Source organism: Glutamicibacter sp. MOO4 (assembly GCF_056934395.1).
On the sequence record NZ_CM167800.1, the window covers coordinates 1,477,014 to 1,492,244 of the forward strand.

Sequence of the window (15,231 nt, forward strand, 5' to 3'; positions counted from 1 at the left end):
CTTCCCACGAAGCGGGCGCGGGTCAGGAATCCATGACTGAAAGGGCATATTTCCCTGATCCGCGCCCCGGGTTCTACAGGATTTCCGCGAGGAACTTTCCGGTATGCGACTCGCTGACCTTGGCTACCTTTTCCGGGGTTCCGGTGGCCAAGATAGTTCCACCACCGGATCCGCCTTCAGGACCTAGATCAATCACCCAGTCGGCGGACTTGATGACGTCCAAGTTGTGCTCAATGGTCAAAACGGTGTTGCCCTTGTCGACCAGGCTTTGCAAGACCAGCAGCAGCTTTCGAATATCTTCGAAGTGCAGACCAGTGGTGGGCTCATCCAGAACGTAGATGGACCGACCGTTGGAACGCTTCTGCAATTCGGCGGCGAGCTTCACGCGCTGAGCCTCACCACCGGACAGAGTGGTGGCAGGCTGTCCAAGGCGGACGTAGCCCAAGCCCACATCAACCAGTGTGCGAAGGTGGCGCGCAATCGGGGTGAAGGCACTGAAGAATTCTGCACCCTCGGCGATTGGCATATTCAGAACGTCAGCGATGTTCTTGCCCTTGTAGAGCACCTGCAAGGTCTCGCGGTTGTAGCGTGCCCCATGGCACACTTCGCACGGAACGTAGACGTCAGGCAGGAAGTTCATCTCGATCTTGAGCGTTCCGTCGCCGGAGCAAGATTCGCAACGTCCGCCCTTCACGTTGAACGAGAAGCGACCTGGCTGGTAACCGCGTAGCTTCGCTTCATTGGTCTCCGCGAAAAGCTTACGGACATGATCAAAGACGCCGGTGTAGGTGGCAGGGTTTGACCGTGGGGTACGACCGATTGGCGACTGGTCAACATGCACGACCTTGTCCAAGTGTTCCAAACCCAACACTCGGGTGTGGCGACCTGGCACCTGCTTGGCACCGTTAAGTTTGTTGGCCAGCACCTTGTACAGGATGTCGTTCACCAGGGTCGATTTACCTGAACCAGATACACCGGTCACTGCCGTAAGCAGACCCAGCGGGAATTCAACCGATACGTCCTGCAGGTTGTTCTCGTTGGCGCCAACGACCTTGAGCTTGCGATCCTTATCAACCTTGCGTCGCTTGGTTGGGATGTCGATCTGCTTGCGACCGGACAGGTAGTCACCGGTCAAAGAGCGTGTATTGGCTTTGAGTCCTTCGACTGATCCGGAGTGGACAACTTCGCCACCGTTCTCTCCCGCACCTGGACCGATGTCAACAATCCAATCGGCCTCAGCGATGGTGTCTTCATCGTGCTCCACGACGATCAAAGTATTTCCCAATGAGCGCAGGCGCAGAAGGGTATCGATCAGGCGTCGGTTATCTCGCTGGTGCAAACCGATCGAAGGTTCATCGAGAACATACAGCACGCCCACCAGGCCTGAACCAATTTGGGTGGCAAGTCGAATACGCTGCGCTTCGCCGCCTGAAAGTGTTCCGGCGGCACGCTCTAGAGTCAGGTATTCCAGTCCAACGTCCAGCAAGAACTTCATGCGGGCGTCGATTTCCTTAACCACCTGAGCTGCAATCTTCGCTTCACGCGCTGAGAGGTCAATGTTAGATAGGAAGTTTGCTGCACTGCGCAGGTCCATGGCAGAAACCTCTGCAATGGAACGGCCGCCGACGAGCACCGAAAGGGAAGCTGGGTTCAGTCGCGCGCCACCACAGGTAGGGCATGGGATCTGACGCATGTACTGCTCGTAACGATCGCGAGCGTGATCCGACTCGGTCTCTTCATGCTTGCGGTGCACGTAGGAGATGACGCCTTCAAAACCAGTTGAGTACTTGCGTTCGCGGCCAAAACGGTTCTTGTACTGAACAACAACCTTGTGGTCTTTACCGCTGAGGATCGCTTCGCGAGCCGTGGCTGGCAGATCTTTCCACCGGGTGCTCATGCTGAAGCCAAGTTCTTGGCCGAGCCCCTCAATAAGACGGTTCCAGTACTCGGTGGTTGCCTTACCCAGTGACCACGGAGCGATAGCACCCTCAGCCAAGGTGACCTCCGGATCGGGAACGATCAGGTGTTCGTCAACTTCGAGCTTGGTACCGATACCGGAGCAGGCAGCACAAGCACCGAATGGGTTGTTGAAGGAGAAAGTGCGAGGCTCAATCTCATCAATGGCTAGCGGGTGCTCATTAGGGCACGCAAGATTTTCGGAGAACGAGCGGACACGTTTGGGATCATCGGCATCCAGGTCAACAAAGTCGGCCAATACTCGACCATCGGCGATGCCCAGAGCCGTCTCGATGGAATCCGTCAAACGCTGTCGGGCATCTTCCTTGATTGCTAGACGGTCAACCACTACCTCAATGGTGTGCTTAACCTGCTTGGCCAGCTTCGGAGGATCATTAAGTTGGATCGTTTCGCCGTCAACTCGGGCACGCGAGAAGCCCTTTGAGGAAAGCTCCGCAAAGAGGTCAACAAACTCACCCTTGCGTGAACGAACAACCGGAGCGAGGATCTGGAAACGAGTTTTTTCAGGTAGCTCCATCAACTGATCCACGATTTGCTGAGGAGTCTGCTTGGAGATCGGCTCATGACAAATCGGGCAATGTGGGTGACCAACACGGGCCCAGAGCAGGCGCATGTAGTCGTAGACCTCGGTAATCGTACCGACGGTTGAACGAGGGTTTTTGCTGGTCGACTTCTGATCGATCGACACCGCTGGAGAAAGTCCCTCAATGAAGTCCACGTCCGGCTTGTCTACCTGCCCGAGGAACATGCGGGCGTACGCAGAAAGTGACTCGACATAACGACGCTGACCTTCGGCAAAGATCGTGTCGAAAGCGAGCGAGGATTTGCCGGAACCGGAAAGCCCGGTGAAGACAATCATCGCGTCACGCGGTAGATCAATGTCTACGTTCTTAAGGTTGTGCTCACGCGCGCCCTTGACGATCAGGCGCGTAAGATCTGTTTTATTGCTGTCTGCAGTAGTAGCCACGAGCCCATACTAATCGAAAACTACTTCGAATAAGTGTACGAGTGGTTCTATCTCACAGAAATTTTTTCACAGCCTCACCAACGCATTCGGCGAGCGCCAATCTGCGCCTTACTGCCCGTCCGTAGCCGTCATTCGGTAAGCCATCATGCCTTCTAAGCCGTTGAGTACAACAACTTCTTTCTCGTCGTACCCTGCCCATCGAAATTCTTGTACCGTCGGTATGCCCTTATTCGCTTTCCATGTCCCGCGCTTACACACTATTTCGGCCTCATCGAAGCTGGTGTCCCCCGATGCTTTGTGTTCCGTTGGTACTTCAGTACCTAAGGTCGCGGAGTAAATAAAGTATGGCTCGCGATCCTCCGAACAAATTGCGTTTTCTCCCACAACATCCGCCAATGGGACAACGGTGCCATCGGCGTTACTAACCGCTTTGTCGCCACCCCTGAGTGGAAGTATCGAGGTATTATCGTCGACGCGCGGTATTCCAGCCGTTTCTACCCTGGCATCGTAGTCGTAAGGATCGCTAAGTTTGTATTGCTACTTTTTTGCCGCCGGTCTTCACATCCAATGCAACCGCGCTCCACGCAGCATCGTCTATTTCCACCGAGTAGTAGTCATCTTTTCTCGCCGTCAGTGTTTGATTGCCCCGTCGTAGTAGCAAATAACGATTGTGTCGTCATTGGCTTCGTTTATTTGGGGCGAGTCGAATCCGCACCGTGGCGAGATACCCGCTTGGGACCACAAGGTTTTTCCGGTCTTCGCATCAAGCGCAACAAGTTTCGACAGATCGGCAAGCCGGTATTCAGCTCTCTTTTTATCGGTTTCAAAGAAATCGCCCTGGCTGTGTGAGCCAGAGCCGAGCAGAATTTCTTTGTTTTTTCTACGCTTGTCCAGTTCCAGCCGCCGGATGTTGAATACCCTTTAGCGAAGACTTCTTCGTAGGGCCGTTCCCACAACGTCTTGGTTCCTTTGGAGAAATTGCGCATCTGTTTGTCGTTCTTGTCCCAGTAGGAGAAGATGCCTTCGCCCAGATGGCGCCCACCTTGCTGGTACCCGAATTCGAGCTTGTTCTCAGGTACCGTGAACCATTGCTTGCTGGACCAATCAAATTTCATGTGCTGATGGTCAAGATACTGCTCATTACGCACCTTTGAACCTTCAGTGCAGAAAGTCTTGCCGCAGACATTTGGCCGGTTTCCCCAAAGTTCAAAATTGTTGTTGATCTTCACTGGTTTACCAGTGGCAACATCGACGATCTAGAGTGTCCCCACGGCGTCCGTTCTTGTTCCGGTATAGGCCACGTAGTTCTTGCCATCATGTTCTACGGTTTCGATACTTGGACTGATGCCCCGCGCATCGGCTGCACCGAGTGCCTCGTCCTTCCACACTTGCTTACCGTTTTTCAGATTCCGCGCGATCACTTCCAGCTGCGGGCCAACACGTCGATAGGCAATGGCCACATCGTCAATTACGGTTGGATCCGATACGAGAACTTCTTCGGTTTTCCACGCAAAGCTCGCGGGAACGGGAACTTGTTCCTCGGCTTTCTCGGCTTGCTCGGCAGGCGCGGGACTGGATTCAGTCTTGTTGGCAGTACAACCGGCCAAGGCACCGTTGAGGATCAGTGCGCTGATGGTAATTGCGGTGATGCTTTTCGAAGTTACGTGGCGATGTGCAGTCGAATTCATGGTGTTTTCCTGCCCCGGGAACATTGATTTAGTTCCAGAGTCTAAACCCAGATTTCAAAGGCCCAAGAGGGTTATCCACAAACTTTTAGAACCGTTCCTTGATACGGAACATCACAGCGCTATGGCGCCCAGTGGCGCACTACTAGGTAGCTCGCGCTACATCAAGCTCGTCATTTCTCAGCGTGGCAAAGAGCTAAAAGCGGCACGCAGGTATTTCACGGCGGTCGCTTCATCCACTGACCATAGCTGCGCAATCCGAGCCAGGTCTGCTGCGGCATCGCTGACTTCCTGCTCACCGCGATCGTCGGCCGCCTGTACCACGGTGCCGTGACGACCACGGGTGACGACGGCCCCCTGCAGTTCTAGCTCCTTGTATACCTTGGCTACTGTATTAACCGCCAGATTCAGCGTCCCGGACAACGCCCGAACTGAAGGCAGCTTTGTACCTGGTGCAAGCTTTCCCTTAGCAATGGCGGAGAGTATTTGTTCCCGGACCTGCTGGTACGGCGCCACGGTGGAGTTGGGGTCAATCTTGATGAATGCTAGTTCGCTCATGCTGTGCTCCATTCGTTGGAACTGTATCTTCTGTTGTCCCGAGCCTATCTTTAATGGTCGCGTTGACCATATATTCCGTCGTAGTGTGAGTGGTATGAACGAACTATTGCTAGATGACGTGACCATCCGCTGGACCTCCGTTTCCGACATGGAAAACAATGTTTACCTCATTACTCACCGAGGGACCGGCGAGCAGCTGCTTGTTGATGCTGCCGACGACGTCCCTGCAATTGCAGAACTCATTCAGGCCTCGCAAGGTGATGCGCAAGATCCCCAAATTGTTGGTATTGCCACCACACACCAGCATTGGGACCACATTCGTGCGTTGGCCGACATCGTCGAAAAATACCCTGTTACTACCTATGCCGGCGCCGAGGACATGACCGGCATCGCTGAAGAATCTGGTGTTCAAATCACCAACGGGTTGAACCATGGTGATCAGTTAAAGCTCGGCGACGTAATTATTGAAGCCATCCACCTGCGCGGACACACGCCAGGTTCCATTGGCTATGCGCTAGTTGATTCCTCCGGACAGCCGGTCGTACTCAGCGGTGACAGCCTCTTCCCCGGCGGCGTTGGCAACACGTGGAAAGACCCACAGCGCTTCCTCTCACTGATTACCGACGTCTCCGAACGAATCTTCGATCGCTTCCCAGACGAAACCAAAGTATTGCCCGGGCATGGAGACACAACGACCCTAGGTGAACAACGCCCGCATCTTGATCAGTGGCGCGAACGCGGCTGGTAAACAGTGTCGCCGGATGCCCCAAGGTTTACTTGTGGGCATCTCGCACTGGCAGTTCGGTGATAGCTCACTGAATTTGGCGCACAGCCCGGATCCGTATAATCGCCACTCGTGAGTCTTTCCCCCACCGCGAAATATAAGATCCGACCGACTCGACCAGCAATGGTAGTTGTCGCACTGGTCCTCATCGCCGCGCTATCTTTCCCGCTACGTGATGTCCTGTACTCGGGCATCAGTGGCGTCGTCGTTTCCTCATCTTTGCTGTCGGCTATCGTGATTTTTTGCTCCGACGCCCTGCTCAAGCTGTTAGTGCTAGGCGCCGTTGCGCTCACCATCACTTGCTGGTTTCGGGATCGTCCACTTTTTTGTCTCTAGCCTCCGGTGGCATTGGCGCTGGAATTGGCTATGTGCTCAGTGAACTCATCAAAGCAATTTTCCGCGAGAAACGACCGTGCAATTCTCTTGATGTGCTCACCGCGATGGCTTGCCCGGCCTCGGGAGACTGGTCTTGGCCGTCCAATCATTCTGTAGTCGCGGCCGCTATCGCCACGGTGTGCACTCTGGTGGTCCCGAAGCTGGCCAAATATGCGATCCCACTAGCTATAGTTATCGGTCTGTCTAGGGTCGGCGTCGGGGCACACTACTTCCACGATGTAGTTTCGGGGCTGGCGTTAGGCACCTTGAGCGTGATCATCGCAGTGAAAGTTCTGCCTGATTTGCTGCAGAAACTAGTGCCTGCCCGCTACTGGGTCAGTTTGTGACCGATCACGAATATTCGACGGAATGGGAAGTTCGTTAGCTTCGTACCGTCCGGGGTCTGCACCGATGGGTAGTGAATGCTGACTACCGCTCGATAGTCATCCTCAAATTCTAGATAGTCCTCTGCGTCCAATACCGCTTTCACCGGCAATAGTGCCGTACCGCGAACCCAATCCACAATGGGGTCATCGCCGGGCAACAATTGCTGGAATGTTGTCTCCCAGACATTTGCTTGGAATCCTTGCTGCAGCAATAGCCGCTGATACTCCTCTGGTTCTCCCACAACGTGGCCGTCGCGTAGTACTCCCCCGAGCTTCTGAATCCACTTTGGACTTTCGGCCACTTCGCGCATCAGCGCATGAGAAGGTGAACGGAAGTTCCCTGGCATCTGGATCGCTACATAGGCTCCGGGTTTCATAGTGCCCAACCATGAGGACAGTAGCTCGCGGTGATTCGGAAGCCATTGCAACATCGCATTGGAGAACAACAGATCTAGGTTTTCGGCGGGTCGCCATGTGGTGGCATCAGCTAAGGCAAAATCTAGGTTCGGTTCATGTTCCGAAGACTTAGCCTTCGCGATCATTTCCGCAGAAGAGTCCAGACCGGTCACCTGAGCATCGGGCCATCGTTGCGCCAACAGCCGAGTCATATTCCCCGGTCCGCAGCCCAAATCGACAATATTTTTCGGCTCAATTTCGGTTAGCTGCCCGAGCAAGTCTTTATATGGACGTCCGCGGTAATCGGAGAATTCTGTGTACTTAGCTGGATCCCATTTCATGCCCTCAGCCTAATCCTTTGTTCTACGGGCTACTAGGCACCGAGACATGGCGTTGAACCGATAGGCTAGTAACATCATGTTGCTCACCGATTATTTGCCAGCAGACAGCAAAAACGTTTCCGACGACGAAATCTACGAGGCTTTCGGCCAATGGGTCACCACCCGTGGTATCAACCTCTACCCTGCCCAGGATGAAGCGTCGATGGCGCTGGCCGGCGGCAACAACGTCATCCTTGCCACCCCGACCGGCTCCGGCAAATCTTTGGTCGCCATCGCAGCGCATTTTTATGCCATGTCCCGCGATCAGATCAGCTTCTACACTGCGCCGATCAAGGCACTAGTCTCCGAGAAGTTTTTTGACCTCTGCAAAATCTTTGGTGCAGAAAACGTCGGTATGGTCACCGGAGATTCCTCCGTCAACGCCGACGCTCCGATCATTTGCTGCACGGCCGAGATCTTAGCCAACATTGCCTTGCGCGAAGGTTCCCGCGCAGATGTCGGATGCGTGATCATGGACGAATTCCACTTCTACGCTGACCCACAGCGCGGCTGGGCCTGGCAAGTTCCCCTGATCGAACTTCCACAGGCTCAGTTCCTGCTCATGAGCGCCACCTTGGGCGATGTGACCCGCTTTGAGAAAGAACTCGAGGAGCGCACCGGAACGCCGACCGTCACGGTCGCACACACCGAACGCCCGATCCCCTTGCACTTCTACTACTCGATGGAGCCTGTGCAGGAAGCCGTCGAGGAACTGATCAAGACCAAGCAGGTCCCGATCTACATCGTGCACTTCTCCCAACTCGACGCCATTGATCGCGCCACCGGGTTGATGAGCGTTAATGTAGCCACGCGTGAGGAGAAGGAAAAGATCTCCGAGATGATCGGTGGCTTCCGCTTCGCCGCTGGTTTTGGCAAGACGCTGAACCGTTTGGTCCGCCACGGCATCGGCATCCACCACGCCGGCATGCTCCCTAAGTACCGTCGCCTGGTGGAACAGCTCGCGCAGGCAGGTCTACTCAAGGTCATTTGCGGTACCGACACCTTGGGCGTGGGCATCAACGTGCCTATCCGCACGGTGGTCATCACCGCGCTGTCCAAATTCGACGGCACCCGTACACGCATCGTTAATGCCCGCGAGTTCCATCAGATTGCTGGTCGAGCCGGACGTGCTGGTTTTGATACCGCTGGTACCGTACTGGTTCAGGCCCCTGAGCATGCCATCGAAAATCACAAGGCCATGGAAAAGGCGCTGAAGAAGCACGGCGAAGGTTCCTCGAAGCTCAAACAGATCCCTAAGAAGAAGCCACCACAGAACTTTGTCACCTGGGGCGAAAAGACCTACGACAAGATTGTTGCTGCTGCCCCAGAAACGCTGAAGTCCTCGTTCCAGGTTTCGCACTCGATGCTGCTGAACCTTTTGGAACGTGAAGACAACGCCTTCGAGGCCGCGGTCCGTTTGCTCAGCGAAAACCATGAGACACCTGCCGCCCAGCGAAAGTTGAAACTGCGTGCACTGGGCATCTTACGTGAGCTGATCGCCACCGAAGTTGTTGTCCGCCGAGACGAACCAGATCAGTACGGTAACTACTACGAGTTGACCGTGCACCTGCAGCAGAACTTTGCGCTGAACCAACCGCTCTCGCCTTTTGCACTCGCTGCCTTGGATCTGTTGGATCCAGATTCTGCCAGTTACGCCCTCGACGTCGTCTCGGTGATCGAAGCGACACTCGAAAAGCCGCGCCAGATACTTTCCGGGCAGGAGAAAAAGGCTCGGGGCGAAGCCATTGCCGCGATGAAGGCCGAAGGCATGGACTACAACGACCGCATGAACGCGCTGGATGAGATTACTTATCCGATGCCTTTGGCGGAAAAGCTTGAGGCCGCGTTTGAACAATATCGTTCGGGTGCTCCGTGGCTGGCCGACTTTGAGGTGCAGCCCAAGTCGATCGTTCGTGACATGTACGAACGTGCCATGGGCTTCTCCGATTTTGTCCAGTACTACCAGCTGGCGCGCTCCGAGGGTGTGTTGTTGCGCTACCTCACCGATGCGTATAAGGCCCTGCGCCAAACAGTTCCCCAAGATTCACTGCGCGAAGACCTTGAAGATCTGATCGAGTGGCTCGGAGAGATGATCCGCCAGATTGACTCCTCGTTGCTTGACGAATGGGAAGAGTTGTCGCGTGGCGAGCTGAGCGAGGAAACCGAAACTGCCCCACCTCCAGCTCCGGAAAAGCTGACCAGCAATAAGCGTGCCTTCCGCGTGATGGTCCGCAACGAAATGTTCCGCAGGGTTAAGCTCTTCGCCGACGAGCAAGACCAAGCCCTCGGTGAGCTTGATGGCCACAACGGGTTTGATTCCGACGCTTGGGCCGATGCCTTGGACGGATACTTTGACGAGCACGAGGACATCGACGACGGTCCCACCGGTCGCAGCAGCGCCTTGTTCATCGTCAACGAGTTGCCCAATCGTGTCTGGGAAGTTCGTCAGATCTTTGCGGACCCAGCCGAACATCATGACTGGGGTATTAGCGCCACGATCTCCTTGGATGATTCCGATGAGGTCGGAGCGCCGGTCGTGACCGTAACCTCCGTTGGCCGGCTGGACTAATCTCGGGTGAAAGCGATCGCTTACGCGTTGATGGTTCGTGATGACCAGGTCTTGCTGCAACTGCGGCAAGGCACTGGTTTCATGGACGGATATTGGAGCGCAGCCGCCGCTGGGCATGTAGAACCGGGTGAATCTGCGGCAGCTGCAGCAGTTCGAGAGGCTAGTGAGGAACTCGGAGTGCTCATTGAGCCTACGGATCTGCGTCTGTTGCCCGTTTCGTCGCGTCACCAGAACCATCACGGCTCGGCCAAGACTTACGAAGACCACTTTTTCGTCGCCCGAAATTGGTCGGGAACGCCTTTGATCCAGGAACCGCACAGGGCCGCAGAGCTGCGCTGGTTTGGGACAGGGAAGCTACCTTCAATGACAGTCCCCCACGAATTGCTGGCACTGGGTCGGCTCGTAGGCAGTGAGTAGCCAAGTTAGTGACGTTGTCGTAGGGTATGGCCATGAATGGATTCAGACTCCGTGTCACGGGAGCGTGCCTCGTGCTGCTAACCGTAGTTGGTCTACTCAGTGGCTGGTCGGCACTTTTCAGCCCTGACGCGTTGGTGTCTACCACGGTGCAGATTGGCTCGTTGATCCTAGGAACCGCGCTTGTTTACTGCGGCGAGAACCTTGCACCGCTGGGTGAAGCTAGCTAGGCAACGATGAGCGCAATTCCAACATAGGTCGTCAGAAGCGTGGCCAGTAACCATTCCGCGGTCGATCCGGTCTCCGCCAGCACGGGGACTGCAAGTCGCCCGTTGGACTTCCAGCAGCCGCCAATTACCGGGATCCTACGGAACCATCGTGGGGACCCGATCTTGATCGGCCAGATCAAATTGCATCCGCCGACCGTGAGCATATCCCCCACAACATGGACGATGACGCCCACTGCCACGGCCAATAGGAACCACTGATTCGCTTCAGGTGCGTTCACCCCAACAAAGGCACCCGTGGCCAGGGCGATGATCCAGCAGAGCATGGGCGGCATGAATTTAACCGACTTCACTGCGAATGATATAAGCAGAATCGCGAATAATGCTGCTCCAGGATAGATCGTGCCGAGGGCCGCGGTGGCCACGTCCCAACCGTTGGCCAGCCATGCCAAGAAGATGAAAAACGCCATTCCAATAATCGAGTGGGTACCGTTTCGGTGGCCGCCGGAGGCTTCGCCGATAACCCGAGCAAAAATGGATGAAAACGGCGGAAGTGAACGTGCGATCGTGGCGCCGTGATGATCAGCATCAGGTAACAACGCGGCTCCGGCACACACAATTGCTCCGGCGAGCGTCTCCCAACGGTCCATCTGGAATGTTCCCAGCCCGAGGTTTACAGTCCCAACGGTCACTGGAGTTGTAATTGCCAACCATGCGGCTGCGCCGCTCACCGCGTGGTGTCCACCCATCATGAGTTCAACCTTAGGACTGGTCACCGACGTTTTAGCTGTATGACAGCGGTAAGCTAGAACACATGAGTATTGTGCGCGAAGCAGTCATCAACGACTGCCCGATGATTCTGGAACTAATCAAAGAACTTGCTGTGTATGAGAAGGAACCGGATGCGGTGCGCAACACCGTGAAGGATCTGGAAGAGCACTTGTTCGGCCCTAACCCACAGGCTTTCGCCCATGTGGCTCAGGATGATCAGGGTTCGGTCGTTGGCATTGCCATCTGGTACTTGACCTACTCCACCTGGGAGGGCCGGCATGGGATCCACTTGGAAGATCTCTACGTTCGCTCCAGCCAGCGCGGGCTTGGCACCGGCACCGCGCTCTTACGTCAGCTCGCAGAAATTTGTGTTCAGCGAGGATACAAGCGTTTAGAGTGGGACGTCCTAGATTGGAATGAACCTGCGATCAAGTTTTACGACTCGATTGGCGCAGGTTCACAGAACGGTTGGACAACTCGACGGCTAGATGGCGCCGCACTTGAAGAACTCGGATCGCAAGGAGCATAAAAATGGCACATTACCGCGGCATGGACGTCACCGATCATCGCATCGATGTTCCGCTGGACTACTCGCGCCCAGAAGGTGAAAAGATCTCGGTTTTTGCCAGAGAAGTCAGCACCGACTCAACTAAGCCGTGGTTGCTGTTCTTACAGGGCGGCCCGGGTGGCAAGTCGCCACGGCCAGCTTCCCTTTCGGGTTGGCTCGCCGAAGCCACCAAGCACTTCCGAGTGCTCTTGCTCGATCAGCGTGGCACCGGGCTTTCCACGCCGGCCAACCGCAAGACCCTGGCACTGCGCGGAGACTCAGCAGCACAAGCACGGTACTTGGAGTATTTCCGCGCCGACTCCATTGTCAAAGATGCTGAAGCGCTTCGTGAGCATCTGGGCGTGGAAAAGTGGAGCACCTTTGGCCAGAGCTACGGCGGGTTCTGCACGCTGACCTATCTTTCGCTCTTCCCCGCGTCACTATCGCGTTGCCTTGTTACCGGCGGGCTAGCGTCGTTGGATCAGGATGCACGGACCGTGTACCGGGCAACCTATGCACGCATGGCCGAACGTAATCGTGAATTTTTCTCCTGGTATCCAGAAGACTTCGACAAGTTGCACCAGATTTACCAGCACGTGCGTGAAAACCATGACGAGTTTTTGCCCAACGGACAGCAAGTTACTGTGCCACTGGTGCAGATGTTGGGCATGTACCTGGGTGGAAATACCCGCGTGCACCTGCTTCACCATATCTTCGAAGAAGCCTTTAGCCCGACTCCTGGTGGCCTACGACTTTCCGATACGTTCCTTGACGCTTTATATGCGCAGTCATCGTTTGCGTCGAACCCGCTCTATGCGTTGATGCACGAGAGTATCTATGCCCAAGGCGAGGCGACGAACTTTGCCGCCGAAGACGTGCTCAGTGAATTTGAGGAGTTCACCGAGCACGCGAAAACTCCATTGTTGACCGGCGAGATGATCTTCCGTTGGCACTTTGCCCAAGATCCAGCACTGCGCCCGCTGGAAGATGTTGCGCGGATCTTGGCCGAACACGAGCATTTTGCGCCACTCTACGATCTGGATGTACTAGCCGAGAACACCGTCCCGGTGGCCGCTGCCGTGTACCACGACGACGTCTACGTCGACCGCGAGTTCTCCTTGCGTACGGCCTCGCAGGTTGCGGGTCTACAGACGTGGGTCACTGATGAGTACCACCACGATGGCATCGGCGATGACGGTCCAGCAATTTTCCGCCGCCTGTTGGCCATGACCAACGGTGAAGATCCTGAAGCGGCCGCAAAGGGCGATTGATTTCTAGAAACACACAGGCGCGCCGTTTCCAAACATGTTTGGAAACGGCGCGCCTCTTTGTTTAATACTGTGTGTTTAATGCATGTCTCGGGCCAGCACGATCACTAGGACGAGCGGCCAGAGAGCCTGATCTAGCTATCTAAACCTGCAGCAATCTGATTGTTCAGCTGCTGCAACAACGCTACAGAGCGGGCCAGAACTCGCTGGTCTTCTTCGCTAAAGCCTTCGATCCCACCCAAAAGAACGTTCATTGCGCGTTCACGATAGCCTTCGATTTCCCTGCGTCCAGCTTTGGTGAGGTTCACTAGGCTGGCCCTGCGATCCTTCGGATCATCTTGACGCTTGACCATACGATCCTTTTCAAGCCGTATGACCAGCCCGGTCATCGTTGGCTGGGCAACTCGTTGTTCAATGGCCAAGTCGCCCACTCGCTGAGCGCCCAATCGGTCCAAGGAAGAGAGCACCCGCCAAGCGGTCACAGAGCGGCCTTGGCCTGCGCTCTGACCCAGGAGGCGAGACATTGTTCCTGAAGCGTGCGCAACGTCAGCAGCTACAGATTTGGAATCAGTTGGTGCATCGCTCATGAAATTTACCTCCAAGATAAGTTCGCTAGCTTGCATCGAGCCAGAGAAAACCCGCCGATCAACCTTGGAAGGCGAACCGGCGGGCTCATTCTGCTTATTAGATGTCGTCGCGCAAAGCCCTGTCAGAGGACGACGTCATCAAGTCGCCTTCAGCAGCTTCGGCGGCATGTCGACCCCATGGAGTCCACAAGGACATTACGGTCGCAACGATAATCGCGCCTAGGATCACCAGCAAGGACAGACCGGTCGAGATATCCAACCATGGGTAATCCAGGTGCTTGCCACCGTTGATGAATGGCAGGTTGTTCTCGTGCAGAGCGTGGAAGACCAGCTTCACGCCGATGAACGCCAGGATGAAGCTCAGTGCGTGCTTCAGGAAGACCAAACGGTTCATCAATCCACCCAGCAGGAAGTACAGCTGGCGCAGACCCATCAGGGCGAAGATGTTCGCGGTGAACACGATAAACGCAGACTTTGTCAGACCGAAGATGGCAGGAATCGAGTCAAAGGCGAACAGCAAGTCGGTCATACCGATGGTCACGAAGACCAGCACCATCGGGGTGAACAGCTTCTTTCCGTCGATCACGGTGCGCAGTTTTGCGCCGTCGAACTCATTGGAAATCGGCATACGGCTGGTCAGCTTCTTAACTAGACCGCTCTCTTCGTCCTCATCTTCGTCCTTGAGCTGGTTCCATGCGGTCCACAGCAGGAAGGCACCGAAGATATAGAAGACCCACGACCACTGCTCAATAATGGCAGCACCGAGAACTATGAAGATTGCACGCAGGATCAGCGCGATAATAATGCCGAACATCAGCACTTCCTGCTGGTACTTACGAGGTACCGAGAAGCGCGCCATGATGATGATGAAGACGAACAAGTTGTCTACCGACAACGCATATTCGGTGATCCAGCCGGCGTAGAACTCCTGGCCGATCTGCGGTCCGGCTTGCCACCAGAGGATTCCGCCGAAGATCAAAGCTAAGGTGATGTAGATGCCGACAAAGATGCCAGCTTCCTTCATGGAGGGAATGTGAGGTCGCTTGGTGACGTACAGCAAGTCTGCGATTAGCACCGCACACAGCACGACCAGCGCGATGATCTCGAATTGAATGGTTAACCCATGAGTGCCCACAGACGAGCGACCTTTCGTTGGAGGGTATGGAAAATCGCCGCAAGTCTCTCCGCCGTCATCCAGGCAAACAAGTTAATTGAATGCTTGTCTATTGATCGGCTGCTGCGCCCGGCGAAGCATCATTGGTTCGCGTGTTGACGTTCACAGCATTGGGATACTCCCCTACGTCCAAAAAACCATTGTAGCGCACAGCATCTGCACAGAC

The 15,231-nt window shown here is 55.3% G+C and carries 15 protein-coding genes; 7 read left to right on the plus strand and 8 right to left on the minus strand.

The window, feature by feature from the left end; genetic code table 11:
- Window positions 1-73 precede the first annotated feature (73 nt).
- The 4 genes from uvrA to AC1Z3F_RS06870 form a co-directional block, all read right to left on the minus strand.
- The gene (gene uvrA / locus AC1Z3F_RS06855) at window positions 74-2,944 is read right to left on the minus strand and encodes an excinuclease ABC subunit UvrA (RefSeq protein WP_483566846.1); all 2,871 of its coding nucleotides are present in this window, start codon (window positions 2,942-2,944) and stop codon (window positions 74-76) included.
- Between the two features lie 689 nt (window positions 2,945-3,633).
- Window positions 3,634-4,173, minus strand: a complete 540-nt coding sequence (locus AC1Z3F_RS06860) for a hypothetical protein (protein ID WP_131088434.1) — start codon at window positions 4,171-4,173, stop codon at window positions 3,634-3,636.
- A gap of 27 nt (window positions 4,174-4,200) precedes the next feature.
- Window positions 4,201-4,632, minus strand: coding sequence for a PQQ-binding-like beta-propeller repeat protein (locus AC1Z3F_RS06865; protein ID WP_131088435.1), 432 nt, complete (start codon window positions 4,630-4,632; stop codon window positions 4,201-4,203).
- A gap of 177 nt (window positions 4,633-4,809) precedes the next feature.
- Entirely contained in the window at window positions 4,810-5,187 is a 378-nt protein-coding gene (locus tag AC1Z3F_RS06870) for a GntR family transcriptional regulator (protein WP_131088436.1), read from the minus strand.
- Window positions 5,188-5,281: 94 nt separating this feature from the next.
- On the opposite strand from AC1Z3F_RS06870, the gene AC1Z3F_RS06875 reads away from it, so the two are divergent.
- Window positions 5,282-5,935, plus strand: coding sequence for an MBL fold metallo-hydrolase (locus AC1Z3F_RS06875; RefSeq protein ID WP_131088437.1), 654 nt, complete (start codon window positions 5,282-5,284; stop codon window positions 5,933-5,935).
- Between the two features lie 362 nt (window positions 5,936-6,297).
- The gene (locus AC1Z3F_RS06880; protein ID WP_262197539.1) at window positions 6,298-6,693 is read left to right on the plus strand and encodes a phosphatase PAP2 family protein; all 396 of its coding nucleotides are present in this window, start codon (window positions 6,298-6,300) and stop codon (window positions 6,691-6,693) included.
- On the opposite strand, the gene AC1Z3F_RS06885 is transcribed toward AC1Z3F_RS06880, so the two are convergent.
- A complete protein-coding gene (locus AC1Z3F_RS06885; RefSeq protein ID WP_131088439.1) occupies window positions 6,675-7,469 on the minus strand; it encodes a methyltransferase domain-containing protein in 795 nt (264 codons plus the stop codon). The genes AC1Z3F_RS06880 and AC1Z3F_RS06885 overlap by 19 nt on opposite strands.
- 76 nt (window positions 7,470-7,545) lie before the next feature.
- Here AC1Z3F_RS06885 and AC1Z3F_RS06890 point away from each other — a divergent pair, with 76 nt between their 5' ends.
- The 3 genes from AC1Z3F_RS06890 to AC1Z3F_RS06900 all read left to right on the plus strand — a co-directional run bounded on the left by AC1Z3F_RS06890 (window position 7,546) and on the right by AC1Z3F_RS06900 (window position 10,721).
- On the plus strand, window positions 7,546-10,077 hold the full coding sequence (locus AC1Z3F_RS06890) for a DEAD/DEAH box helicase (RefSeq protein ID WP_444613594.1): 2,532 nt from the start codon (window positions 7,546-7,548) through the stop codon (window positions 10,075-10,077).
- Between the two features lie 6 nt (window positions 10,078-10,083).
- Window positions 10,084-10,494 (plus strand): NUDIX domain-containing protein, encoded by a 411-nt coding sequence (locus tag AC1Z3F_RS06895; RefSeq protein ID WP_483566847.1) that lies wholly within the window; start codon window positions 10,084-10,086, stop codon window positions 10,492-10,494.
- A gap of 71 nt (window positions 10,495-10,565) precedes the next feature.
- Complete coding sequence (locus AC1Z3F_RS06900; RefSeq protein ID WP_483398365.1) at window positions 10,566-10,721, plus strand: hypothetical protein; 156 nt, start codon at window positions 10,566-10,568, stop codon at window positions 10,719-10,721.
- Here AC1Z3F_RS06900 and AC1Z3F_RS06905 read toward each other — a convergent pair.
- Window positions 10,718-11,470 (minus strand): metal-dependent hydrolase, encoded by a 753-nt coding sequence (locus tag AC1Z3F_RS06905; protein ID WP_444613597.1) that lies wholly within the window; start codon window positions 11,468-11,470, stop codon window positions 10,718-10,720. The two genes, AC1Z3F_RS06900 and AC1Z3F_RS06905, sit on opposite strands and share 4 nt — an antisense overlap.
- A 62-nt stretch (window positions 11,471-11,532) precedes the next feature.
- Between AC1Z3F_RS06905 and AC1Z3F_RS06910 the strand changes: the two genes are divergently transcribed.
- Together AC1Z3F_RS06910 and AC1Z3F_RS06915 are read left to right on the plus strand one after the other, a co-directional pair.
- A complete protein-coding gene (locus AC1Z3F_RS06910; protein ID WP_207306459.1) occupies window positions 11,533-12,018 on the plus strand; it encodes a GNAT family N-acetyltransferase in 486 nt (161 codons plus the stop codon).
- A 2-nt stretch (window positions 12,019-12,020) separates the two neighbouring features.
- A complete protein-coding gene (locus AC1Z3F_RS06915; RefSeq protein WP_483566848.1) occupies window positions 12,021-13,307 on the plus strand; it encodes an alpha/beta fold hydrolase in 1,287 nt (428 codons plus the stop codon).
- A gap of 131 nt (window positions 13,308-13,438) precedes the next feature.
- Here AC1Z3F_RS06915 and AC1Z3F_RS06920 read toward each other — a convergent pair whose 3' ends face one another.
- Window positions 13,439-13,891, minus strand: coding sequence for a MarR family winged helix-turn-helix transcriptional regulator (locus AC1Z3F_RS06920; RefSeq protein ID WP_262197530.1), 453 nt, complete (start codon window positions 13,889-13,891; stop codon window positions 13,439-13,441).
- Window positions 13,892-13,988: 97 nt separating this feature from the next.
- Complete coding sequence (locus AC1Z3F_RS06925; protein ID WP_262197529.1) at window positions 13,989-15,026, minus strand: TerC/Alx family metal homeostasis membrane protein; 1,038 nt, start codon at window positions 15,024-15,026, stop codon at window positions 13,989-13,991.
- Window positions 15,027-15,231: the final 205 nt, after the last annotated feature.